We start from the raw sequence: 22,174 nt of genomic DNA on the forward strand, positions 1-22,174 counted from the left end.
CATCCGGTACTACAACGAAGACCGTATCCGACTGAAACTAAAGGGCCTGAGCCCGGTAAAGTACCGGGAACAGGTCGCGCTGGCCGCCTGATCCCCCAACTGTCCAACTTTAGGGGGTCACTTCACCCTGGGGGCTTGGCCGCGGCATCCATGCCGCGGACACCCCCACGCAGCCCACCCCGTCCGGCCTCTGACAGTTTCCGTGTGCGTCAGCCACGGAAGATCAAAAGAAAAAAGAAAGAGCAGAAGCAGAAGCAACAGCCGGCGACTTCCGGGGTCAGATCCCTTTTCCGCAGGAAAAGGGATCTGACCCCTCTTTCCCCACCCGATAACACCAACGCTCTTGCTGTCCGTCACCGGGAAATTCGCGAGGGCGAGGCGGGATGGGCGGGCGGGACCGTTGGCGCCATGGATGGCGCCATCGAGCCCCCATGGATGGGTTTACGGCGTGTCCCGCCCGCCCATCCCGCCTCACCCAACACGCAACAACACAGAGCCGACAACCCGCTGTTGCTGTTGCTGTTGCTGTTGATGTTGATGTCGAAGCAGTCGCGGCCGCAGGCCGCGCGGAACCTCACAGATGCCGCAATTCCTGCTTCAGCGTCGCCACGCAGCGCCGGCTCACTTCCAGCGGCTGCTTGCCATGCCGCAGCACCGCCTGCACCTGGCCTCCGCTGCCACGCCGCAGCTCCACCAGCTCGTGGCGCGCCACCAGGCAGTTGCGATGGATGCGCACGAAGCGGCTGGCGAACTCCTCCTCCAGCGACTTCAACGATTCCTCGATCAGGTCCTCGCCACGTGCGTGATGCACCACCACGTACTTTTCTTCGGCCTGCAGATAGTGGATATCGTCCAGCGGAATCAACCGCAGGCTGCCGCGCAGGCGGGCACACAGCATGCTGCGGGCCTGGCCGCCGGTGTGCTGGGGTTGCCCGTCACGGCCGGCCAGGAAGGTGCGGGCACGCGCGATCGCCGCCGCCAGCCGCTCGGCACGCACCGGCTTCATCAGGTAATCGATGGCCGCTGCCTCGAACGCCGACAGCGCGTGCGCATCGTAGGCGGTGCAGAACACCACCGCCGGCCTGGGCTCGAAACTGGCCAGGTGGCGGGCCGCTTCCAGGCCGTCCAGGCCGGGCATGGCGATATCCAGCAGCACCAGGTCCGGCTGCAGTTCGGCGCACGCGTGCAGGGCCTGCTCGCCGTTGCCGGCCTCGGCCACTACGTCCACCCCTTCCTGCGCGGCCAACAGGCTGCGCAGGCGCTCGCGCGCCAGCGGTTCGTCATCGGCGATGACTACCCTCACGATCGTCCCCTCACTGGATCGGCACTGTCACCTGGCAGGCATAGTAGCCCTCGCTCCAGCCAGCCGTCATCCGCGCGGCGCGGCCGAAGCGCCAGCTCAGGCGATGGCCGATGCTGTGCTGGGCGTGGCCCGCTCCCTGGGCCAGGGCCAGCCCGGGCACCTGCGGATCCGGTGCAGGATTGCGTACGCGGATCTGCAGCTCGCTGCCCACACAGGCCAGATGCAGCTCGATGGTGCCGCCTTCGGGCAGGCGCGAGATGCCGTGCAGCACCGCGTTTTCCACCAGCGGCTGCAGCACCAGCCGCGGCATCGGCAGGTCCCAGGGCAGGGGTTCATCGCGCTGCCAATGCACCCGCAGGCGGTCGCCCAGGCGCAGTGATTCAATCGACAAATAGCGCTCGGCCAGTTCGCACTCATCGCGCAGGGTCGAATCGCCCTCGCCTGCACCCAGTGCGGCGCGGAACAGATCGGACAGGTCGAGCACGGCACGCTCGGCCACCGCCGGGTCGCGATGCAGCAGGCTGGCGATCAGGTTCATGCTGTTGAACAGGAAATGCGGGCGGATGCGCGCCTGCAGGGCGTCGGCCTGCGCGCGGGCATTGGCCTGTACCTGCGCCGCCCAGCGGTCGCTGACATAGAAGTAGCGCAGCGCCAACGCGGTGATCAGCGCCGTGGTGGCCGCGCTGCCCAGGGTGAAGCGCCAGAAGCCGATGCCGCGCGCGAAGTTGTCGCCCAGCACGCCATACAGGGCATGGATGATGCCCGCGCACAGGATGGCGATCAGCGCGGCCAGGCCAACGGCGGCGACGGCGCCCAGCAGTTCCGGCAGCTTCGACAGCGCCTGCCGCAGCAGGCACAGGCTGGCGGTGACCGCCAGCGCCAGCCACAGCGCGAAACCGCTGGCCGAGGCCAGTTCCCCCATCGTCCAGTGGCGGCTGCCATCGGGCGCCAGCGCCAGCACCACCACCACCAGTTCGGCCAGGCCGAGCATCGCTGCCAACCGCGGCAAACGGCAGAGTTCCGGCATCCACGGGGTGGCAGCGCTCGCGGCCATGGGTCAGGCGACGCCCAGGCGTGCCTGCAGCCAGTCGCCCAGCGCGTCGATTTCCTCGGCGCAGACCTGGTGGGCCATCGGGTAGCTGTGCCACTGCACGTGCAGCCCAAGCGTGCGCAACGTCTCGGCGCTGTGCGCGGCCACCGCCTGCGGGATCACCGGATCGCTGCTGCCGTGGGCCATGAACACCGGCACATCCACCGCACCATCAACGCGCGACGCGGTTTCGGCCTCCGGCAGGTAGGTCGACAGTGCGATCAGTCCGGCCAAGGGGGCAGTGCGTGCCAGCGCAGCGCTGAGGATCACCGCCCCGCCCTGCGAGAAGCCGGCCAGGAAGATGTGATCAGCGGCGACACCGCGTTCGATCTCACGGGCGATCAGCGCATCCAGCTGCACCACCGACTCCTGCACGCCGGTCATGTCGGCGCGCGAACGGAAGTCCATGCCGACGATGTCGTACCAGCCACGCATCGGCACGCCGTTGTTGATCGTGATCGGCCGCACCGGTGCGTGCGGGAACACGAAGCGCAGCGCCGGCCAGTGCGGGCGCACCAGTTCGGGCACGATCGGCGCGAAATCATGGCCGTCGGCACCGAGGCCATGCAGCCAGATCACCGACCACTGCGGCGAGGCGCCGGTTTCCTGTTCCACCGTTTGCAGCATGTTGCGGCTCCTGTACGTTCGAGCCGCATTATGCCGCTGGCACGGTGCGATCAGTACAGCGGCGGTTGCTCGGCCGCTTCCCGGCGCAGCTGTGCGGCGCGCACCAGCACCGGCGGCGGGATGTTCTCCTCGGGAATGTCGAGCAGGCCCAGGCGATGCAGGAAGGCGCCCGGCCCACGCAGCGAGGTCAGTGCCACCACCGGCACCGCCAGCACCATGCCGATCACCACCGGCGCCATCCAGGCCGCCAGCGACGGCGACACCGCCCACGCCAGCACGCCCATGAAGGCGCCAAACACGCCCAGGCCGCCGTAGCCGCGCACCAGCGAAATCCACGAGATGCCACCGTCATCGCGCTGCTGTGCATCCCAGCCCGAGTCGCGGCCGGACAGCACTTCGGCCACGCCGCGCGACTGCACGTACATCACCACCGGCGCCATCAGCGCGGCCAGCACGGTTTCCACCAGCATCGACAGGAACGCCCGGATCGCGCCACCACAGCCACGGCGTTCAACCGGATCGAGCAGCATCGCAAAGTAACCCAGCACCTTGGGCATCAGCAGCACCGCCATGGTGGCGGCGAACAGGCGCACCACCTGTTCTTCATCCTGCGCACGCCAGTACACGCTGGGCGACAGGTGCAGCAGGGCGTTGAAATCGATGCCTTCCTGGAACAGCGGGATGGCGATGCCGATCAGCATCAGCATCGCCCACATCGGTGCGGTGAAGTAATGGCCGATGCCGATCAGCATGTGCACGCGGCTGATCCAGTGCAGGCCACGGCTGCCCACCACCTTGCCGTGCTGCAGGTTGCCCTGGCACCAGCGGCGGTCGCGCACCAGCAGGTCGGTCAGCGTCGGCGGGCCTTCCTCGTAGCTGCCGCCCAGGTAGGGCACCATGTGCGCGGCCCAGCCACCACGGCGCATCAGCGCCGCTTCCACGAAATCATGGCTGAGCACGTGGCCGCCGAACGGCTTGCGCCCCGGCAGCTCCGGCAGGCCAGCGTGGTCGGCGAAGGCACGGGTGCGGATGATCGCGTTGTGCCCCCAGTAATTGCTTTCGGCACCGTGCCACCAGGCCACGCCACGGGCGATCACCGGCCCGTACACGCGCCCGCCGAACTGCTGCATGCGCGAGAACAGGGTGCGGCCGCCGATCACCGACGGCAGGGTCTGGATCAGGCCGACGTCGGCGTTGTGCTCCATGCCGGCGACCAGGCGCACGATGCTGTCACCGGTCATCAGGCTGTCGGCATCCAGGATCAGCATCTGCGGGTAGGCACCGCCGAAACGGCGTACCCAGTCGGCGATGTTGCCGGCCTTGCGCGCGCTGTTGTCGCCACGGCGGCGATAGAACAGTCGCGCACGCCCATCGGGCACCAGCTCGCGCAGCTCGGCGAACACCTGCTCTTCGGCCCGCGCGATGTCCTCGCGACGGGTATCGCTGAGCACGAAGAAATCAAACCGCTGCAGCTGGCCGGTGGCCGCCACCGATTCGTAGATCGCACGCAGGCCGGCCAGCAGCCGGCGCGGGTCTTCGTTGTAGGTGGGCATCAGCAGCGCGGTGCGGCTGTGCACGGTCGGCAGCGGCTTGTCCGGATCGATGCCCAGGCGGTAGCCCCGGTCGAACACGGCCGTCAGGAAGCCGGCCACCGCACTGGCAAAGGACAGCGCGATCCAGGCGAACAGGCCGACGAACAGCACCAGCAGGCAGGCCTCCAGCACGCTGATGCCGTTGCCGGACAGCACCCGCCACATCATCCGGGTGGCCACGGCGGTCATCGCCACGGTGCCGCCGAGGATGTACAGGCGACGCAGGCCGATCATGCGTGGCGAGGTGCGATGGCGCCGGACCTTCAGCGAGCCTTGCCGCAGCGTCTGTTCGGGCATCACCAGCGGTGCTTCGGTCGGAAGCAGGGCCCAGCCCGCGTCGGGACCGGCCGTGACCGGTTCCGTGTCGATGGTTTCACTCCCCATGGCCGCCTACTCCCTGCAGGCCGCAGGACCAGCCGTCCCGGCCAGGCTGCATGCACCAAGGTTCCTGGCCCGCATTCCCGGCGTCCGCACTTGTCCTGTCTGCCACGGCGTCATGCCGCGCAGTCGCTGTCTGTCACTACCAGAACCCACACGATCTCCAACGGGGCGGAATCGAAAAATGCGGCCCAGTCTATGGCCCCGAATGTAAGCCGGGTGCGAAGGTCTACGCCGGAAAATCTCCCCATTCAGCAATCAGCAGGCGAACCACGCCGTGCGCCCCGCGGGTGTCGATCCATCCCGGAAAGTACTGGATCGTAACAAACGAGAACGGTTATCATTACGTTAACCAGGCAGGTCGCCGTGCTCCGCGCACCGGACCCACCCAGCTGCGCCGGACCCTCCGCGCGCCCGACGACCCAGGGAAGGGGTTGGCTGCCTGCAGTCTGCGTGCGCCTGCTGCTTCCACCGGGTCTCTCCTCTCCCTTGGAAGCCGTCATGTCCCCTCTCCGTTCCGCGCGCCTGTCGCGCACCCGCCTGGCCAGCGCCCTGGCCGCCGCCTGCCTGCTGGCCCTGCCTGCCCTCGCCGCCGCTGAAGCCAGCGCCGATGCCTCGACCAAGGACCTGGATACCGTGGTGGTTACCGCCTCGGGCAACCAGCAGTGGATCAAGGATGCCCCGGCCAGCATCAGCGTGATCAGCCGCGAAGACATCGAACGCCAGCCGGTGCACGACCTGGCTACCCTGCTCAGCCGTATTCCGGGCGTGACCGGTGGGCTCAGCGCCATTGGCGAGCAGTCCAAGATCAAGCTGCGCGGCATGCCGTCCAACTACACGCTGGTACTGGTGGACGGCAAGCGCATGGGCAGCTCGGCCTCGACCAACTATCGCCCCGACCTGGGCCGCCAGGACCTGAACTGGATTTCCCCCGACCAGATCGAGCGCATCGAAGTGGTGCGCGGTCCGATGTCCTCGCTGTATGGCTCAGATGCGATGGGCGGGGTGATCAACATCATCACCAAGCGCATCGGTGACAGCTGGAACGGCAGCGCGACCCACAGCTACACCCGGCCGCAGGATGGCGACCGTGGCGACACCCAGCAGATCGGCGCGACCTTCTCCGGCCCGCTGGGCGAGCGCTTCGGCCTGCGCATCGGTGCCAACAGCATGCGCCGCGACTCGGACCGCTCCAACGGCGGCGTGTATGGCAACGCCTACGCTGGCGAGAAGGACCGCAATGTCGACGCGCTGCTGCAGTGGAAGCTGAGCGAGGCACAGGAAGTGTCACTGGAAGCTGGCCACGGTGTGCAGCAGGCCTTCATCGCCCAGGCGCTGGAAAAGCAGGACGAAGGCGCCTGGGGTGCCAGTGAGCTCAAGCGCAGTTCGCTGGCGCTGAACCACGACGGCAAGTGGGATTTCGGTACTTCCAAGCTCAGCGCGTACTGGACCGAGTACAAGAACGACATCGGCGCCACCGGTCGCTCCGAGGCAACCGATACGATCATCGAAGGCAGCCTGAGCACGCCCTTCACCCTGGGCGTGGACCACCAGTTCGCGGTGGGCGGCCAGTGGAAGCGCCAGGAGTTGACCAACACCGACACCATCGGCCAGGCGCCGGTGGACTATGCCGGCAACCCGGTGGTCGGCTCCAGCCTGGAAGTGGACACCTGGGCGCTGTTCGTCGAAGACGAGCTGAAGCTGCACCGTACCCTGGCACTGACCCTGGGCGCGCGCCTGGACCACCATGAACAGTTCGGCAGCCATGTCAGTCCGCGTGCCTACCTGGTCTGGCACCCGAGCGAGCAGTGGACGATCCGTGGCGGCGTGTCCAAGGGCTTCCGCGCGCCGAGCCTGACCGAGAATTCGCCCAGCGCGGCGACCCAGTCCGGTGGCCGCGGCTGCACCTCGCTGTACCCGCTGGGCTATACCCGCGGCGGTTGCTACATGGCCGGCAACCCGGACCTGGACCCGGAAACCAGCACCAACCGCGAGATCGGCATCAGCTTCGACAACGACCTGGTCGACGCCGGCCTGACCTACTTCCATACCGACTTCAGGAACAAGATCGAGTATGAAGCGCTGGGCTTCTTCAACGGCTACTGGTGGACGCGCATGAGCAACGTGCAGCGCGCGCGCACCAGCGGCATGGAAGGCAACCTCAACTTCCGCTTCGGCGATCACTGGCGCTGGCGCACGTCGGCGACCTGGATGAAGGAAGCCAAGAACCTGACCACTGGCCGCAACCTGATCGACACCCCGGAGTTCTCAGGCTATTCGTCGCTGGACTGGACCCCGAACACCACGTTCTCCAGCAGCCTGTCGGCGCAGTACACCGGCAAGCAGACCGGCGTGGTCAATACCTTCCTGAAGGCCTACACGCTGTATGACCTGACCGCTGCCTGGAACGTCAATGAGGTGCTGACCCTGCGTGGCGGCGTCAGCAACCTGGCCGACAAGAAGCTTTACGCCGACGGCTCTACCGACTACTTCGTCGCCGGCCGCAGCTACTTCCTCAGCATGACCGCGCGCTTCTGATGCGCACTGCGATCGCGCTGGCAGCAGGCCAGCGCGATCGCCGCTGGTTTCCCAGGCTCAGTCGTTTTCCAGCACGGCCGGCGCAGCGTCGCGGCTGGCCGCGATGCGTGCACGGTCCATCGCCACCGCCAGTTGCTGGCGGGCGAGCAGTTGTTGTGCCTGCACCACTTCGGGTGTCGGCAGGAGCACCGGTCCGGGTGCGTTTTCCGGTGTAGCTGGTGTGGTCATGCAACCTCCATGGACATACCGCTGCCACCCGCAAACAGCCGGGGTAGCAGCGGAACTGCGCACCCTATCCTAAAAACAAGGCGGATGGGTGACGGTGCGGCACCGGGACGCAAGCCCTTTGCCGTAGGAACGTCACATTTTTGACGCTCCAAGCTGGTTTGCTGAATGTGACTCACTTATCATGAAAACGTTTTCCTAACAGGGAAGTCCCTACACATGAACACCGTTGACCTGACCCGCTTCAGCCCGAAGTGGCAGTTCCGCTTCAACTTCTTCCAGCAGCACGGCGCTCCCAAGGAGCCCGGCTTCAAGCAAGCCTGGAAGGCGCTGTCCTTCGGCGACCGCCTGAAGATCAACCTGAACTTCTTCGCCTTCTTCTTCGGCGCGATCTATCTGTTCATCCTGGGCATGTGGCGCAAGGCGCTGGTGGTGATCGGCATCAACATCGTGCTGATCGCGGTCAGCCTGGTGCTGCCGGACATCGTGGCCCGCGCACTGTTCATTGCAATGAACTTCCTGGTCGCCTCGAGCACCAACTACAGCTACTACCTGGAACAGGTGAAGGGCAACACCAGCTGGAACCCCTTCGAAGGCATGTTCTAAGCCCAGCGCACCGCATGCGCAGTGGCACATCGACGCCCGGCCTTGGCCGGGCGTCGTCGTTCAAGCCCCGGCTCAGGCGGCGCGCAACGCAGCAGCCGGTCGGGTGTCGGCCTGCAGGCGGAAGCGGGACACCGCCACCGCCAGCTGCTCGGCCTGTTCTTCCATCGCCCGCGCCGCAGCGGTGGCTTCTTCCACCAGCGCAGCATTCTGCTGGGTGGTCTCGTCCATCTGCACCACGGTCTGGTTGACCTGCTCGATACCGGCCGACTGCTCGCGCGAGGCGGCCGAAATCTCGGCCATGATCTCGTTGACCCGGCCGACCTGGCCGACGATCTCCTGCATCGTGCGGCCCGCACCGTGCACCAGCTGCGCGCCGGCGCCGACATGGCCGACCGAAGCGTCGATCAGCTCCTTGATCTCCTTGGCCGCGCCCGCCGAGCGCTGTGCCAGCGCGCGCACTTCGCTGGCGACCACCGCAAAGCCACGGCCCTGTTCACCGGCGCGCGCCGCTTCCACCGCTGCGTTCAGGGCCAGGATGTTGGTCTGGAAAGCGATGCCATCGATCACCGAGATGATCTCGGCGATGCGCTGCGAAGAGGTCTCGATCTGCTCCATGGTCTGCACCACCTGGCTGACCACCTGCCCGCCTTCGCTGGCAACGCCTGCGGCCGAGGCCGCCAGCTTGTTGGCCTGCAGGGCATGATCGGCGTTCTGGCGCACGGTGGAGGTCAGTTCCTCCATCGACGCGGCGGTCTCTTCCAGGTTGGCCGCCTGCTGCTCGGTACGGCGTGACAGGTCGCTGTTGCCCGACGCGATCTCGCCTGCGGCCAGGCGGATGCTGGCCGCAGACTGCTGGATCTGGCCGACGATCTGGGTCAACTGCTGCACAGTGCTGTTGGCATCGTCGCGCATCACCGCGAACACGCCGTGGAAGTCACCCTCCATCCGTGTATTCAGGTCACCGGCGGCGATGGCGCGCAGCAGCGTCGACAGCGCAGCCAGGTTCTGGTCGCTGACCTGCATCATGGTGTTGAGCGTTTCCACCATGCGGCGGAAGTCATGCTCGAAGCGCTGGGCATCGCCACGCACGGCGAAATCACCTGCCGCCGCCGCAGCGGCCAGCTGCTGGATCTGCTCGTTGATCGCCGCCAGGTTGGTCTTGGTGGTTGCCATGGCAGCGGTGAATACCGCCTTTTCGCCCGGCAGTGCCTCCATGTCCACGCTCAGGTCACCCACCGCGTAGCGCTGCATCACCTCGACCAGGCGTTGGGTGACCGCATTGCTGTCGGCCACCAGCTGGTTGCTGTCGGCCACCATGCGGCCATATTCGCCCGGGAACACCGAGGCATCCATGCGGTAGCTGATTTCACCGGCATCATGGCGGCGCGCCATCTCCGCCTGTGCGGCCATCACTGCCTGCAGCTGGCCACGCATGCCCTGCATGGCGTCCAGCAGGCGGCCCACTTCGTCGTTGCCCAGCGCCGGCATGGCGGTATCCAGCTTGCCCGCAGCCACGTCGCCGGCGATGCGCACGGCCTGCGCCAGCGGTCGCACGGCCAGGCGCTGCAGCAGCAGGTAGACACCACCACTGAGCACCAGCGCAGCCACCACCCCCACCAGCAGGATGATCCACAGCAGCTCGCGGGCCTGCGCGATGATCACCGCATGCGGCACCACCACGCCCAGCGCGAAACGCTGCGGCGCGTCACCCACCTGCAGCGGCACGTACAGGCGGACGTTGCCGGCAGCGTCGGGCTCGAACGCTTCGTAGGTCTTGTCGGCGGCGATCTGCGCCAGCATGCCGAGGGTGGCGGCATCGGTACGCGGCTTGCCGATCTCGGCAGCATCGGCCGAGGCCAGCACCACGCCCTTCGGCGACAGCAGTTCGACGCGGCCGGCGCCCATCGGCGTCAGCGTGGCCAGGTGCTTCTGCAGCGCGTCCAGCGAGAAGTCGACGGTGAAGACACCGAGGAAGGTGCCGTTCTCGACGATCGGCGTGCTCAGCGTGCTCATCAGCACCTGCTTGCCGCCGATGTCGTAGGCATACGGTTCGCTGACCAGCGGCAGCTTGTCGCGGCTGGGCACCATGTACCAGTTGCCCGAGCCGCTGGGCGTCTCGGTGTAGTCGGTCATCGTCGACTGCTGCGGCTTGCCGTCCTGCCAGGCCCAGTAGCTCATGTAGCGGCCGGTGGCGTCGTGCGCCTCGCTGTTGACGAACTCGGCGTCCTTGCCGTCGAAGGCATTGGCCTCCCACATGGTGCTCTTGCCCAGCCATTCCGGGTGCGCGTGCAACTGCTCGCCGATGACATTGGCCAGGCTGGCGCGATCAGGGGCATCACCGCGCGCACGCTGGGCCAGCACGGTTTCGACCATCGCATCGTTGCTGGCAAAGGCCGTGCCCAGGTCGGCAGCCACCTGCCGCGCCTCGGCACGGGCTTCGCTGGCCATGGTCTGCCGCGAGGACGACACCAGCGCCGAACTGGCCTGGTGATAGATCAGGAACGCGGTCGCGCCGAAGCACAGCAACGCGATCACCGCGGTGCCCAGCATCAGCTTGTGGGCGATGCTGCCGGGGCGACGGGCAGCGACGGAACGGGAAGAAGACATGGGAGGATCCGCAGGCAGTTCAGGTCGACCGGTGCCACCAGGGCACCGCGCAGATGCGCGATCCGTCGCGCGGGCCGCCTGCCCGCCGGATCGGAACCCGGCGCGGGAAGGCGCGCACCGGGTTAGCGGCCATGGCCGGGCGAGGTTGAGGCTCGCCGCACGCACAAAACCTGAACCCGCTCAGCTGCGGCCGTCGACCCAGGCCTGTGCTGCTCGCCTGCGCTATTCGGCGACGCGGTCGCGGATCCACTCCGCACGGGGCAGGACCTCGATGCTGCCCGCGGCGTACTGTTGCAGCACGTCCTCCGGACCGAAACGTGGCTGCCAGCCCAGCGCTGCACGCATCCGGCTGCTGTCATAGACCCGATCAATGCTGAGCGGCAGTGGCCAGCCACGGCGCTCGAACTCGGCCAGCAGCTGCGGTGCGCGGCGCGCCAGCACCTGGCGCGGATCGGCGGCCAGCTGCAGGCAGTCCTCGCGCCGGAAGGGCGTCGGCGCACAGGCGAGGTAACGCTGGAAGGCCGCGCCTTCATCGTGCAGCAGCGCGGCATGCGCGCTGGCCACGTCGCGCGCGTCGATACCACGGTGCAGGCGGAACATCGCCATGCGGTCAGGCGGTTCGGGGAAGCAACGTGCCATCCGCAGCACGCGCACGGTGAATGTTGCACTGGCCGCCGCTTCGGCAGCCGCCTCAGCCTGCAGCTTGGTGCGGTGGTAGATCGTGCGCGGCAGCGGCTCGGTGTCCTCGTCGATCCAACGGCAGCCGCCGGACACCACGGCATGGCCGTACAACGCCGTGGTACTGGTCAGCACGAAGCGCTGCACGCCGGCCTCGCGCGCCAGCTGCAGCAGGTTCGCGGTGGCCTCCACGTTGATCTGCTGGAACACCGCGTCAGGTACCAGGCCCACGTGCGGGGCGTGCAGGGCCGCGGTATGGATCACCGCGTCGACCCCCTGCACGGCGCGTTCCAGCGCCCGGCGATCGGTGACATCGGCAATGACGCGCGTGGTGGCGAACGGACTGCGATCCAGCCCCACCACCTCATTGGCAGCGGCCAGCGCACCGAAGATCGCCCGCCCTATCCGCCCGGAACTTCCGGTCAACAGAATCTTCATTGAATCCATTCACTCGACAGCGCCCGGGACCTACCGGGATGGCTTGATTCTAGGCATGCACGATGGCGTCGGCGATAGCAGACGATGACATTGTGCATGCCATCCACATCCGGCCAACCGCTCGGACTCTCCCTTGCCAGGGCGCCACGGGTGACTGCCGTGACGACCGGTTGCAGAGCCCGGCGCTTCCTGCACGGTAACCGGTTGTCAAACGCGTGCGCAGGCCATGTGAGCCTCGTACAGCCCACTTCGACCTGTCTTTAGCCTGCACTGTGCAACATGGGACCGTCACTGATGGCAGCGACCCATGTTCACACCGGAGACCGGTAATGACCAACTCACGCAATGGCAACAGCAATCGGGGCTTTGCCTCGATGGACGAAGACAAACAGCGCGCGATCGCGGCCAAAGGGGGACGTGCTGCCCACGCATCCGGCAATGCGCACCAGTTCAGCCCGGCCGAGGCACGGGTGGCGGGCCGGAAGGGCGGTGAAGCGATCAGCCAGGACCGCCAACACATGGCCGCGATCGGCCGTGAGGGCGGCCATGCGCGGCACGCCAGCAGCCGCCAGCAACAGCAACAGCAGGACATGGCCGACAAACCTGACAGCGGTCAACAACGTTGACGTGCTGCGGTTACTGCGCCGCGTACCGGCGGTGCGGCCGACGTCGATCAGCACTCAGCACTGCCAGCACAGTGGGAAAGCGCCGCTGAGCTGGCGCGCGCCGGCTAGGTGTGGGCGAGGATGTTCAGCAGGCGCCCAAACGGGTCGCGCACGTAGAAGCGACGTACACCCCATGGCTCTTCGGCCGGGCCATATTCAAGCGCAATGTCCGCGTGTCGCAGGCGTTCGAGCACGGCGTCCAGATCATCCACCTCGATCGAAAGATCCGGCACCGGCGTACCCGATCCGCCTTCGCTGGCAACGCTGAGCTGTGCCAGCGCAGCGCCCTGCCCACCGTAGGTGACGATCCAGCCGTGGTCCATCACGATGTCCATGCCGAGGATGTCGCCGTAGAACGCGGCCGCCTGCGCAGGATCGGCACTGGCGATGTTGGCGACGACACGTTTGACGGCCATGTTGCGGCTCCAGACGATCAGGACCGCGGACATCGTGCCTGCGGCTAGGTGAAAAGGGGCCCCTGGATCGGGCCCCCCCCATTGCGAACGGTATGCAGGCCTCAGACGGCGCCGCACCTGTCCATGACACAGCGATCGTATTCGAACTGGCACTCCATGGCATCGCCGCCGCCGGAAACGCAGGCCTGGTAGGCCTTCCAGCACGGGAAGTCGCACGGCTGGACCGGACCGGCCACCGCCACCGAACCGGTACACGCAAGTGCAAACACTGCAGCAACGATCACTTTCCTGATGGCTCGCATCGATATCACTCCCTGATAGGCCTGGTGACTCCAGGCTGCATCACCGTAGCCATGCGTGCGGGATAGGAAGTGAAGGCGCCGGTTCAGCCTGCCAGCAATTGCAGATCACGCAGCTGCGCGCGCAGCTCCGCGAGGTCATGCCACGGCAGTATCGGCGAGTTCCCGCGCTCATCGGGAGGGTTGCCCGGAAGCCCCTCCGACCAGCCACCCGCGCCCACCAGCGGCAGCAAAGGCCGCTTGTGCAGCCAGGCCAGACACACTTCGGAAATCGTGCCCGCGCGCCCGCCGATGACAATGCAGGCATCGCCGGCCAAGGCCATGATCAGGTTGCGGGCATCGCCCATGCCGCATGGCACCACCACCGTTGCCGGCCAGTCTGCTGCGGGCATGTTGCCTTCCGGAATCACGCTCAGCACCGTGCCGCCGGCTGCGACTGCATGCTCGGCTGCCACCCGCGTGGCTGGGCTGCCACAGCCGCTGACCAGGGTGATTCCATTTTCAGCGAGGAACCTGCCCGCCTGTGCAGCGAGGTCGAACGCCGGTGAGCCAGGATCGGCACTTCCCAGGATGGCGATCTGGGGCTTGCGGAAGGACTTGCGGGAGGTTGGTGTCATGGAGCGACCTGGGTGACCGAACGGAAGGACAGCATGGAGACGGAACCGATCCGGGCAGCCACTGTTCAATTGCCCGACGCGGGACCGTATCACGCCAGCAGTTTGTCTTTCTGATGCTGATTGCACAGTTCACCGCCTCAGCATCACCAGGCCACCCAGGCTCAGCGACGGCAGCAGCAGCCCAAAGGCCACCAGCGGCCAGACCGTATCGCCCGGCAGCAGCAGCGTCGCGAGCGTGCCAAGCGTTGCCACGATCAGGCTCTGCACGGCGTAGTACAGCGCCACTGCCGTGCCGGAGGCATCGGCAAAATCGCGCAGCGCACCGTTGGCCGCCACCGCAGCCACCATCACGATGCCGATGGCCACCAGCCACATCGGCAACACGACACTGGCAAAGGATGGCGGCAGCATCGCCGTCATCGCCATGACCAGCGCGCCGCCGATCATCACCATCAGCCCACGCAGGAAACTGCCGCCAATGCCCCATCGCCCGATGAATCGAGCAGCGAAGCGCGAGGTGACGATCATCACCAGCGCCACGGTCGCGAAGGCCAGGCTGAAGCCCATCGCCGAATAGCCGGCCCTCCCCATCAGCACCCGCGGGGCGATCGAGAAAAACACGAAGAACGTGCCCATCGCCGCACTGAATCCCAATGCATGAACCCAGAAGCCGGCATTGCCGAGGATGCGCGCGAAGGCTGGCGATGCGTGGACATGCTGCGGTGGCCGTGTCTCCTGCCAGCCGCGGCATGCGCGTGCACCCGCCAGCAATCCCAGCACACCCAGTGCGATGAAAATGGCCCGCCAGCCCAGCGTATAGGCGATCAATGCGCCGAGGATCGGACCGAGCGCCGGCACGAACGCCAACATCGAGGCGAACAGGCCATAGAGCGTGGCGCCCTCGGCCGTGTCGGCATACACGTCGCGCACCGTGGCGAAGGTGGCCACCAGTGCGGCCGACGCCCCAACCGCCTGCACGCCGCGCCACGCAAGGAATGCCGCACCACCGCTACACGCGGCCAGCGCGAACGACGCCAGCGTGAACAACAGCGCGCCCATCAGCAGCACCGGCCGTCGCCCGATCCGGTCCGACAGCGGGCCGAAGATCAGCTGGCCCAGCCCCAGCACGAGCATGTACAGGCTCAGCGTCAACTGGATGAGGGCGGGCGACGTGCCAAGTGCCTGCGGCATGGCCGATACGACCGGCAGGTAGATATCCATGGCCAGCGAAGCCAGGAGGTCGAAGGGAGCCATCAATGCGATGGCGCCCGGCAGGGAATGGGCCCAGCGAAGGGCTTTTCGATCAGACATGGGGAAACATCCGCTCAGGAGGGAATCCGGCGGTGATCAACCCAGTGCGTGGAAATCGCAGGACAAGATCACCGCAACAACGTGCGTACCGTTGTTGCGGCTCAGCGGACTGTCTGCGGACCGTTCCCGTTCATCTGATGATCCGGTGGAAGATCGAGTGCGGCCAGTGTAGCAAGGCCATTGCGGGGCAGCCCGGCAACGTCGTCCGGCAGGGCTTCAGGGCAAGGGCAGCATGTCGATGCGCCGGGAGGGGGTACGCCGCACCTGCTCGATGAGCCGGCGGACCGCTGGCGATGTTTCCTGTTCACGGTACAGCGCAGCGATAGTCGAGGCGATGACCGGCCCGGCGATAGGCAGATACACCACGCCTGGCAGCAGCAGCGTCCGCTGCAGCACCGACGGCACGATCGCCACGGCGCCATCGCCCACCGAGACCTGCGCGAGCACCGCGACAAGATGACCGGGACGGGAGCGGATGTCCGGCACGAATCCGCCACGGCGGGCGACTTCCAGCGTGCCGGCGGGCTGCTCCGGCATGATGAACGCCTCCTTCGCCAGCAGCGCCGGCTGCACCGGCACCCCCGCGTGGGCCAGCGCATGCGATGCCGGCAACGCCACGCAGAACTGATCTTCGATCAGGATGTGCGAACCGAGCGCATCGGGCACCTCCATCGGAAGCCGGCAGAACACCACATCGATGCGACCGTCCAGCAGGAGGTCCGGCAGGTCGGCCATCGGCCATTCGCCGACCTTCAGCTCCACGTCGGGCGATGCGCTGCGGAACCGCTGCAACTGCTCCTGCAGCGCGCCGGCATGGACCGCCGAACCTACGTAGCCGATCTCGATCCTGCCGATTTCCCCGCGACCAGCGCGGCGGCCCACGGCCTCTGCCTGCTCGAACTGGCACAGCACGTTGCGTGCTTCGGCCAGGAAGATCGCACCGGCAGAGGTCAGCGTGACCTCGCGCCTACTGCGATCAAACAAGGGGGTGCCCAGGCGACGCTCGATCTGCTGGATCTGAACGCTCAGCGTCGGCGTGGCGATGCCCAGGCGCAGCGCGGCGCGCCCGAAATGCAGCTCCTCGGCCAGTGCGACGTAGTACTGCAGATGTCGACGGTCCATGCGTGCCGGTTCGTTAGCTTTTGCCTAACGTACTTGAAGAACATCGGCAATGAAACAAACAATCGAAGTTGCTTGAATGGGCCTTCTTCCTTCCCCACCCGAGTGCCCGGTGTCTCTCTTCCCCCGCCGCAGACCACCCAACTGGATCCTGATCATCGCCTCGCTCGGCTGCACGATGACGGTGCTGGAAACCAACGCCGTGGCCGTCGCCCTGCCGACCATCGCGCGGGATCTGCAGGCTGACTTCGCCGACATCGAATGGGTGATCAGCTGCTACATCCTCACCTTCACCTCGCTGCTTCTGCCCGCCGGTGCCATCGCCGATCGTCATGGCCGCAGGCGGGTGCTGCTGATCGGCATCGCACTGTTCGCCCTCTCATCGCTGACCTGCGCGCTGGCCCCCACGGCCAGTGCGCTGTATGTGGCCCGAGCGTTGCAGGGCGTGGGTGCCGCTTTCCTGCTGGCCCCATCACTGTCGGTGATCGGCCACGAATTCCACGAGGGCAAGCAACGCGACGATGCCTGGGCCTTCTGGGGCACGGCAATGGGCATGATGATGGTGCTCTCGCCGCTTATCGGTGGGCTGTTGTCCTCGCTGTGGGGATGGCGCTCGGTGTTCATCGCGATCCTGCCCTTCCTCGCCTTCCTGGCCTATGGTGCGATCCGCTGGGTTCCCGACACTGCCGATACCGTGGTACGCCCGCTCGATCCGCCCGGCATCATCACCTTCAGCGTGGCGATCTTCGGCATCGTGTTCTTCCTCGTGGAAGGACTCGCGCAGGGATGGACATCGGCGGTGGCCCTGGCCGGCCTGGGCCTGGGCATCGCGATGGCCGCGCTGTTCACCTGCATCGAGCTCACGCGTCGGCATCCGATGGTCGACCTGCGGCTGCTTGCCAGCCCGCGCTTTGTCGGTGCCCTGACCGCCATGATCGGCTACGCGGTCAGCGCGCAGGTGATGGCCTCGATGCTGCCGCAGTACCTGCAGAACGGCGTCGGCCTGAGTGCACTGGCCACGGGCGCCGGCATGCTGCCGTTCGCTGCGGCGATGCTGCTGTTCCCCAGCGTGGGCAGGCGCCTGGGCAGACGATTGTCGAGTGGGATGGTGCTGGCCATCGGCCTGTCCATCACTGCCGCCGGCAATGCGCTGGCCGGTATCGGTGCATGGCACAACCAGCCGACGGTGGCGCTGCTGGCGATGGTCATCATCGGCGCAGGCGGTGGCATCCTCAACGGCGAAACATCCAAGGCGATCATCGGTTCGGCGCCCCGCGACCGCGCAGGCATGGCCTCGGGCATCAGTGCGACGACGCGCTTCGTCGGCATCCTGCTCGGCTTCACGGTCCTCTCCAGCGCCCTGACCGTCGGCATCCGCGCCGGACTCTCAGCACGCGTTCCTGCAGATGAAGTCATGCGTCTGGCCGACACCATCGCCACCGGTGCACTGACCCGAGGAGCCCCGGTTGATCTGGCGCGGGCGATCTACAGCCAGGGCTTTGCCGCGTCCCTGTGGACTGCCGCCGCAGCAGCGACGCTGGCCAGCCTGGCCGTTGCACTGCTCAGGCCACGCGCCTGATCGCAGATGGCAGACGTAGAAACGACCAGGGCAGCACTGGGCTGCCCTGGTCGCGGCGATGTGGGGGACGATCGCCGGATGCGATCAGGCAGCCTTCATCGCATGCTTGCGATCGCGCATCACCGAGTGGCATTCCTGCACTTCCGGCAGCCACTGGGTCACTTCCTGGCGCACCGCCGGCGGCAGGTCGTTGTCCTTCAGCACATCCTTGAACGCGCCCAGCAGGCGATCCTCGGACTCTTCAAGTTCGGCCACGTAACCGTAGTTGGTGTCACCGAAGGCCGCGCGCACCTTGCCGTAGAACTGCTGCATGGAACCGACCATGGTGCCGTGCTCGGCCGGCTTGCCGCCGGTAGCGGCCACCGAGCTGCTCAGCGAGGACACGATGCGGCCCTTCACGCCGGCGATGCGGACGAACAATGCCGACAGCTCGGCATCCTTCACCTTGGTTGCGGCTTCCTCGTAGAAGGACTTGCCATCACGTGCGATCTCGATCAGGTCGTTGAGGCGATGCTCGATGGTGGACTGGGTGCTCATGTGTAGTCTCCTCTGGGGGAAAAAGGGCAACAGTGGAATCCGTTACCTGCGAGCCCAGACTGGCCGACCGGGTGTGGTTCGCGGGTGAGCATCGATTGATGCGGTGATCATGCTGCCCAACGGCGCCCCACCCACTCACGCGGGCGACGCGGTGTCTTCACCGCATCTGAATCCTGGCAATGACCTGCCCGATCATCCGCACCGCATGTCTAGTCCACCGCTACCCGCACCACGTGGCTGATGCCCCGATGGAACATCTTCGCGTACGGACAGACCCGCTCGGTGTTGCGCACCAGTTCGGCTGCACGTATCGGGTCCATGCCAGGCAGGCACACCACGATCTCGGCCGACAGCAGGTACAGGCCGTCCACGGGATCTCGCGCGAACGTCACCGCTACCTCGATGCTCGGCTCGACCAGTTCCATTCCCGCACGCGCAGCCACCAGCACCATCGCACCGTGGAAGCAGCCGGCGTAGCCCGCCGCCAGCAACTGCTCGGGATTGGTACCGCCACCGGGTCCGCCCAGCTCAGCAGGCAACCGCAGGTCCACTGACAGCGCACCGTCATCGGACCGCACCACGCCCGACGCGCGGCCATGCTGTGCCACGCCACCGCTGACCCGCACCCGCCCGGTATACAGCGGGCGCACCTCATCACCGTGGTACTTGTCGAGCACCGTGTGCGGAGGTGGTTTCAGCCCGGTCATCGCAGGTTCCTGCTGTCAGCGTCCACCGCCGATCAGGCCGGCTGGCCCTGTGCCAGCCCGGACTGCTGCAACCAGCGCTCGAAGCCGATCGTGCCGAGCCATGCCTGGCCCACCGGCACCAGCGTGTCCTGCTGCAGCTGCGCACCGAAGTAGCGCGCCTGGGCATCGCCAACCACTTCACGCGCGTCACCGGTTGCCTGCAGGAAGCGCTGCGCCAGCACCGCCATCGATTCGCGTTCCGGGCCGGCGATCTCCACCACGCCATTGGCTGGTGCCTGCTGCGCGATGCGTGCAACCGCATCGGCTACATCCTCGGCGGCGATCGGCTGCACTGCGGCGGTCGGCAGCTGCAGGGTCTGGCCGTCACCGGCTGCCTGGAGGATGCCCGGCAGGAACTCGAAGAACTGCGTCGAGTGGATGATCGTGTACGCTAGGCCCGAATCGCGGATCAAGCGCTCTTGGGCGATCTTGCCGCGGAAATAGCCGCTGGCCGCCAGCTTGTCGGTACCCACCACCGACAGCGCGACATGATGGCGCACGCCTGCCTGCGCCGCGGCCGCCAGGATGTTGTGGCCGGCAGTCACGAAGAACGACAGCACCGCCGCATCTTCGAACGAGGGCGAGTTGGCCAGGTCGACCACTACCTCGGTGCCCGCCATCGCAGCGGCCAGGCCCTCGCCGCTCAGCACATCGATACCGGTGGAGGGTGCAGCGACGACGACCTCATGGCCGGCCGCATGCAGGCGATCGACCACCTTGCTGCCGATGCGGCCGGTGCCACCGATGACGAGGATCTTCATGACAGGTCTCCTGGAACGTGGAAAGTTCGGATGTGGCTGCATGCTAGGAACGCATTGGCCGGCGCAGTAGATCCGCAGCGGGCCACGCACTGTTGCCGCATCGGCACCAATGCGGTCATGCCCATGCCGGGGCCGAATCGCGCTGCGCTGCCACCTGCTGCCGCGCTTCCCAGTGCGAGAACACATCCAGATCCAGCGCGCGTATGCGCTGGGTGCTGAAATCGATGAACGCGCGGATCCGCTTGGGCAGCTGGCGTCGGCTGAGATAGCACAGGTAATGGCCACGATCGTGCGGCGCGTAGCGGTCCAGGCAGGTCACTACAGCGCCTGTGCGCAACGCATCACTTACCTGGTAGCTGGGCAGCTGGGCGATCCCCAACCCGTCGATCACTGCCTGCAGGACAAGATCGGCATCATTGAACACCACCTCCGCCGGCGGCTGCAGATTCACATCCTGGCCGTCCACACGGAAGTCCCAGCGCTGCAGGCGCCCACCGGGAAGGCGTCGACCGATGCAGGCATGGCTGGACAACGCTTCGATGGTGTCTGCCAGGCCATGTGCCTGCACATACGCGGGCGATGCACAGACCACCAGCTGCATCGGCACCAGCTGCTTGGCGATCACCTGGCTGTCTTCCAGCACGCCATCGCGGAACGCCACATCGATGCGATCGGCGGCCAGGTCCGGTGCCTGCTCGTCCAGCAGCAACTCCACAGAGACCTCTGGATACTCCGCGCGGAACGCAGACAGCAGCGGCGCGATCACCCGGCGTCCGAAGCCATGGGTCGCACTGATCCGCAGATGCCCGCGCGGCGGTCCCTCGCGCAGGTCGCGCATTTCGTCCAGCGCCTGCAGGATGCTGGCAACGCCCGGGCTGCAGCCCTCCAGGAACAGCTCGCCTTCGCGGGTGAGTGTTGTCGAGCGCGTGGTGCGCAGGAACAGGCGCACGCCCAGTTGTCCCTCCAGCTTCTGCACGCTGCGGCTGACGGCCGAACGACCGATGCCGAGGCGATCACCGGCGCGGGCGAAGCTGCCCTCGGCGGCTACCGCGATGAATGCCAGGACCCCGGCATAGCTGGCGGAAAAGGACGCCGTGAGGGAATCGCGGCCGTCGCTGGCCAGGCAGGACTGCGGCATGACATTCATGGTGTTCCGGGCTCCTGGAAGTCGCGTCGGGCAAGCAGGTGGGCGCGTGCATGGGCCAGTCGCTGGCGGCATGCCGGCAGCTCCAGCCCAAGCAGCGGCGCGATGTCTTCAAAGCCCGCGCCCAGCACGTCATGCAGCAACAGCACGGCCCGCATGTCCGGTGGCAGTTCGTGCAATGCGGCAAGGAAGGCCTGCCAGACCCGCTCACTGGCGGGGCAGGCTGCTGCGCGGTTCGGGGCGGATGAAGTGTCCATGCCCGGCAGACGGGTGAGCATCCGCCGCTGTGACAGGCCATTGGTGTTTTTCGTGCAACACCGTGCAGCCCTGCCCTCGCCTACCGCCCCGCATGCAGCGGGCCTAGCCTCGCTGCGTCCCTCAACTCCCATCGGAACACCGTCATGAGCCAACGCCTGGACTACGCCGCACAGTCGCCCGAACTCTTCAGGAAGCTCGGCACCTTCTCCCACGCCGTGCACAACAGTTCGATCGAAGCGGCCATCATCGACCTGGTCAACATCCGCGCCTCGCAGCTCAACGGCTGCGGGTTCTGCCTGGACATGCACGTGAAGGAAGCGACGATCCGTGGCGAGCGCGCACTGCGCCTGCACCATGTCGCGGCGTGGCGCGAATCGAACCTGTTCAGTGCGCGCGAACGGGCCTGCTTGGCGTGGACCGACACACTTACCCACCTCCCTGCGCAGGGGGTTGCGGACGACGTGTATGAGCGCGTGCGTAGTCAGCTGTCCGAACAGGAAATCGTCGATCTGACCTACGCGGTGATGGCGATCAATGCCTGGAACCGCGCCAACGTCGCCTTCCGTACGCAACCCGGCTCGCTGGATCAGGCCTTTGGCCTGGACAAGGCCGGTCTGGCCTGAGCGTCGACTGCACACTT

Annotated in this window: 23 protein-coding genes; 6 read left to right on the forward strand and 17 right to left on the reverse strand. The window is 66.7% G+C overall.

The window, feature by feature from the left end; all coding sequences use genetic code 11:
* On the forward strand, nucleotides 1–91 hold a 91-nt coding region (locus LC407_RS19820), incomplete at its 5' end, for an IS3 family transposase (protein WP_140227454.1).
* Nucleotides 92–574: 483 nt separating this feature from the next.
* Here the strand turns inward: LC407_RS19820 and LC407_RS19825 are convergent.
* The 4 genes from LC407_RS19825 to mdoH are packed head-to-tail and all read right to left on the reverse strand — an operon-like array spanning nucleotide 575 to nucleotide 4,996.
* Nucleotides 575–1,303, reverse strand: coding sequence for a LytTR family DNA-binding domain-containing protein (locus LC407_RS19825; protein ID WP_025879008.1), 729 nt, complete (start codon nucleotides 1,301–1,303; stop codon nucleotides 575–577).
* Between the two features lie 10 nt (nucleotides 1,304–1,313).
* A complete protein-coding gene (locus LC407_RS19830; RefSeq protein WP_032976712.1) occupies nucleotides 1,314–2,357 on the reverse strand; it encodes a sensor histidine kinase in 1,044 nt (347 codons plus the stop codon).
* Nucleotides 2,358–2,360: 3 nt separating this feature from the next.
* On the reverse strand, nucleotides 2,361–3,020 hold the full coding sequence (locus LC407_RS19835; RefSeq protein ID WP_025879010.1) for an alpha/beta hydrolase: 660 nt from the start codon (nucleotides 3,018–3,020) through the stop codon (nucleotides 2,361–2,363).
* A 50-nt stretch (nucleotides 3,021–3,070) separates the two neighbouring features.
* Complete coding sequence (mdoH, locus tag LC407_RS19840; RefSeq protein ID WP_223483457.1) at nucleotides 3,071–4,996, reverse strand: glucans biosynthesis glucosyltransferase MdoH; 1,926 nt, start codon at nucleotides 4,994–4,996, stop codon at nucleotides 3,071–3,073.
* Between the two features lie 495 nt (nucleotides 4,997–5,491).
* Between mdoH and LC407_RS19845 the strand changes: the two genes are divergently transcribed.
* Nucleotides 5,492–7,528, forward strand: a complete 2,037-nt coding sequence (locus LC407_RS19845) for a TonB-dependent receptor (RefSeq protein ID WP_223483458.1) — start codon at nucleotides 5,492–5,494, stop codon at nucleotides 7,526–7,528.
* 57 nt (nucleotides 7,529–7,585) lie between these two features.
* Here LC407_RS19845 and LC407_RS19850 read toward each other — a convergent pair whose 3' ends face one another.
* Nucleotides 7,586–7,756: a hypothetical protein gene (locus LC407_RS19850; RefSeq protein ID WP_162887695.1), complete on the reverse strand. Its 171-nt coding sequence runs from the start codon at nucleotides 7,754–7,756 to the stop codon at nucleotides 7,586–7,588.
* Between the two features lie 216 nt (nucleotides 7,757–7,972).
* Between LC407_RS19850 and LC407_RS19855 the strand changes: the two genes are divergently transcribed.
* A complete protein-coding gene (locus LC407_RS19855) occupies nucleotides 7,973–8,359 on the forward strand; it encodes a DUF2628 domain-containing protein (RefSeq protein WP_025879013.1) in 387 nt (128 codons plus the stop codon).
* A 72-nt stretch (nucleotides 8,360–8,431) separates the two neighbouring features.
* On the opposite strand, the gene LC407_RS20910 is transcribed toward LC407_RS19855, so the two are convergent.
* The gene (locus tag LC407_RS20910) at nucleotides 8,432–10,966 is read right to left on the reverse strand and encodes a methyl-accepting chemotaxis protein (RefSeq protein WP_317850733.1); all 2,535 of its coding nucleotides are present in this window, start codon (nucleotides 10,964–10,966) and stop codon (nucleotides 8,432–8,434) included.
* 222 nt (nucleotides 10,967–11,188) lie between these two features.
* Nucleotides 11,189–12,082 (reverse strand): NAD(P)-dependent oxidoreductase, encoded by an 894-nt coding sequence (locus tag LC407_RS19870; RefSeq protein ID WP_080149788.1) that lies wholly within the window; start codon nucleotides 12,080–12,082, stop codon nucleotides 11,189–11,191.
* Nucleotides 12,083–12,411: 329 nt separating this feature from the next.
* Here LC407_RS19870 and LC407_RS19875 point away from each other — a divergent pair, with 329 nt between their 5' ends.
* Nucleotides 12,412–12,708: a KGG domain-containing protein gene (locus LC407_RS19875; protein ID WP_025879016.1), complete on the forward strand. Its 297-nt coding sequence runs from the start codon at nucleotides 12,412–12,414 to the stop codon at nucleotides 12,706–12,708.
* Nucleotides 12,709–12,812: 104 nt separating this feature from the next.
* On the opposite strand, the gene LC407_RS19880 is transcribed toward LC407_RS19875, so the two are convergent.
* The 5 genes from LC407_RS19880 to LC407_RS19895 all read right to left on the reverse strand — a co-directional run bounded on the left by LC407_RS19880 (nucleotide 12,813) and on the right by LC407_RS19895 (nucleotide 16,512).
* Nucleotides 12,813–13,163: a VOC family protein gene (locus LC407_RS19880; protein ID WP_099844401.1), complete on the reverse strand. Its 351-nt coding sequence runs from the start codon at nucleotides 13,161–13,163 to the stop codon at nucleotides 12,813–12,815.
* 101 nt (nucleotides 13,164–13,264) lie between these two features.
* A complete protein-coding gene (locus LC407_RS20915; RefSeq protein ID WP_033832284.1) occupies nucleotides 13,265–13,465 on the reverse strand; it encodes a hypothetical protein in 201 nt (66 codons plus the stop codon).
* A gap of 83 nt (nucleotides 13,466–13,548) precedes the next feature.
* On the reverse strand, nucleotides 13,549–14,079 hold the full coding sequence (locus LC407_RS19885) for a hypothetical protein (RefSeq protein WP_059065222.1): 531 nt from the start codon (nucleotides 14,077–14,079) through the stop codon (nucleotides 13,549–13,551).
* Between the two features lie 129 nt (nucleotides 14,080–14,208).
* Nucleotides 14,209–15,390 carry a CmlA/FloR family chloramphenicol efflux MFS transporter gene (cml, locus tag LC407_RS19890; RefSeq protein WP_223483459.1) on the reverse strand — a complete coding sequence of 394 codons (1,182 nt, stop codon included), beginning with the start codon at nucleotides 15,388–15,390 and terminating at the stop codon, nucleotides 14,209–14,211.
* A 216-nt stretch (nucleotides 15,391–15,606) separates the two neighbouring features.
* Nucleotides 15,607–16,512 (reverse strand): LysR substrate-binding domain-containing protein, encoded by a 906-nt coding sequence (locus LC407_RS19895; protein WP_223483460.1) that lies wholly within the window; start codon nucleotides 16,510–16,512, stop codon nucleotides 15,607–15,609.
* 109 nt (nucleotides 16,513–16,621) lie between these two features.
* Here LC407_RS19895 and LC407_RS19900 point away from each other — a divergent pair, with 109 nt between their 5' ends.
* Nucleotides 16,622–18,088 (forward strand): MFS transporter, encoded by a 1,467-nt coding sequence (locus tag LC407_RS19900; RefSeq protein ID WP_223483461.1) that lies wholly within the window; start codon nucleotides 16,622–16,624, stop codon nucleotides 18,086–18,088.
* A gap of 84 nt (nucleotides 18,089–18,172) precedes the next feature.
* Here LC407_RS19900 and LC407_RS19905 read toward each other — a convergent pair whose 3' ends face one another.
* The 5 genes from LC407_RS19905 to LC407_RS19925 form a co-directional block, all read right to left on the reverse strand.
* Nucleotides 18,173–18,625, reverse strand: a complete 453-nt coding sequence (locus LC407_RS19905) for a PA2169 family four-helix-bundle protein (protein ID WP_032952113.1) — start codon at nucleotides 18,623–18,625, stop codon at nucleotides 18,173–18,175.
* Nucleotides 18,626–18,834: 209 nt separating this feature from the next.
* Complete coding sequence (locus LC407_RS19910) at nucleotides 18,835–19,332, reverse strand: Ohr family peroxiredoxin (RefSeq protein WP_025879021.1); 498 nt, start codon at nucleotides 19,330–19,332, stop codon at nucleotides 18,835–18,837.
* A 32-nt stretch (nucleotides 19,333–19,364) separates the two neighbouring features.
* Complete coding sequence (locus tag LC407_RS19915) at nucleotides 19,365–20,132, reverse strand: SDR family oxidoreductase (protein ID WP_108268298.1); 768 nt, start codon at nucleotides 20,130–20,132, stop codon at nucleotides 19,365–19,367.
* Nucleotides 20,133–20,247: 115 nt separating this feature from the next.
* The gene (locus tag LC407_RS19920) at nucleotides 20,248–21,279 is read right to left on the reverse strand and encodes a LysR family transcriptional regulator (RefSeq protein ID WP_223483462.1); all 1,032 of its coding nucleotides are present in this window, start codon (nucleotides 21,277–21,279) and stop codon (nucleotides 20,248–20,250) included.
* Nucleotides 21,276–21,533 (reverse strand): sigma factor-like helix-turn-helix DNA-binding protein, encoded by a 258-nt coding sequence (locus tag LC407_RS19925; RefSeq protein ID WP_223483463.1) that lies wholly within the window; start codon nucleotides 21,531–21,533, stop codon nucleotides 21,276–21,278. The genes LC407_RS19920 and LC407_RS19925 overlap by 4 nt, the downstream gene beginning before the upstream one ends.
* Nucleotides 21,534–21,677: 144 nt before the next feature.
* Here LC407_RS19925 and LC407_RS19930 point away from each other — a divergent pair, with 144 nt between their 5' ends.
* The gene (locus LC407_RS19930; protein ID WP_025879025.1) at nucleotides 21,678–22,157 is read left to right on the forward strand and encodes a carboxymuconolactone decarboxylase family protein; all 480 of its coding nucleotides are present in this window, start codon (nucleotides 21,678–21,680) and stop codon (nucleotides 22,155–22,157) included.
* Nucleotides 22,158–22,174: the final 17 nt, after the last annotated feature.

It is taken from the genome of Stenotrophomonas sp. OVS01A (assembly GCF_019969775.1).
GTDB lineage: Bacteria > Pseudomonadota > Gammaproteobacteria > Xanthomonadales > Xanthomonadaceae > Stenotrophomonas > Stenotrophomonas indicatrix.

Coding starts and splice junctions, on each gene's coding strand:
- LC407_RS19830 (WP_032976712.1), bottom strand. CDS start 2,357: ATGGCCGCGAGCGCTGCCACCCCGTGGATGCCGGAACTCTGCCGTTTG.
- LC407_RS19835 (WP_025879010.1), bottom strand. CDS start 3,020: ATGCTGCAAACGGTGGAACAGGAAACCGGCGCCTCGCCGCAGTGGTCG.
- mdoH (WP_223483457.1), bottom strand. CDS start 4,996: ATGGGGAGTGAAACCATCGACACGGAACCGGTCACGGCCGGTCCCGAC.
- LC407_RS19845 (WP_223483458.1), top strand. CDS start 5,492: ATGTCCCCTCTCCGTTCCGCGCGCCTGTCGCGCACCCGCCTGGCCAGC.
- LC407_RS19850 (WP_162887695.1), bottom strand. CDS start 7,756: ATGACCACACCAGCTACACCGGAAAACGCACCCGGACCGGTGCTCCTG.
- LC407_RS19855 (WP_025879013.1), top strand. CDS start 7,973: ATGAACACCGTTGACCTGACCCGCTTCAGCCCGAAGTGGCAGTTCCGC.
- LC407_RS20910 (WP_317850733.1), bottom strand. CDS start 10,966: ATGTCTTCTTCCCGTTCCGTCGCTGCCCGTCGCCCCGGCAGCATCGCC.
- LC407_RS19870 (WP_080149788.1), bottom strand. CDS start 12,082: ATGAAGATTCTGTTGACCGGAAGTTCCGGGCGGATAGGGCGGGCGATC.
- LC407_RS19875 (WP_025879016.1), top strand. CDS start 12,412: ATGACCAACTCACGCAATGGCAACAGCAATCGGGGCTTTGCCTCGATG.
- LC407_RS19880 (WP_099844401.1), bottom strand. CDS start 13,163: ATGGCCGTCAAACGTGTCGTCGCCAACATCGCCAGTGCCGATCCTGCG.
- LC407_RS20915 (WP_033832284.1), bottom strand. CDS start 13,465: ATGCGAGCCATCAGGAAAGTGATCGTTGCTGCAGTGTTTGCACTTGCG.
- LC407_RS19885 (WP_059065222.1), bottom strand. CDS start 14,079: ATGACACCAACCTCCCGCAAGTCCTTCCGCAAGCCCCAGATCGCCATC.
- cml (WP_223483459.1), bottom strand. CDS start 15,390: ATGTCTGATCGAAAAGCCCTTCGCTGGGCCCATTCCCTGCCGGGCGCC.
- LC407_RS19895 (WP_223483460.1), bottom strand. CDS start 16,512: ATGGACCGTCGACATCTGCAGTACTACGTCGCACTGGCCGAGGAGCTG.
- LC407_RS19905 (WP_032952113.1), bottom strand. CDS start 18,625: ATGAGCACCCAGTCCACCATCGAGCATCGCCTCAACGACCTGATCGAG.
- LC407_RS19910 (WP_025879021.1), bottom strand. CDS start 19,332: ATGACCGGGCTGAAACCACCTCCGCACACGGTGCTCGACAAGTACCAC.
- LC407_RS19915 (WP_108268298.1), bottom strand. CDS start 20,132: ATGAAGATCCTCGTCATCGGTGGCACCGGCCGCATCGGCAGCAAGGTG.
- LC407_RS19920 (WP_223483462.1), bottom strand. CDS start 21,279: ATGAATGTCATGCCGCAGTCCTGCCTGGCCAGCGACGGCCGCGATTCC.
- LC407_RS19925 (WP_223483463.1), bottom strand. CDS start 21,533: ATGGACACTTCATCCGCCCCGAACCGCGCAGCAGCCTGCCCCGCCAGT.
- LC407_RS19930 (WP_025879025.1), top strand. CDS start 21,678: ATGAGCCAACGCCTGGACTACGCCGCACAGTCGCCCGAACTCTTCAGG.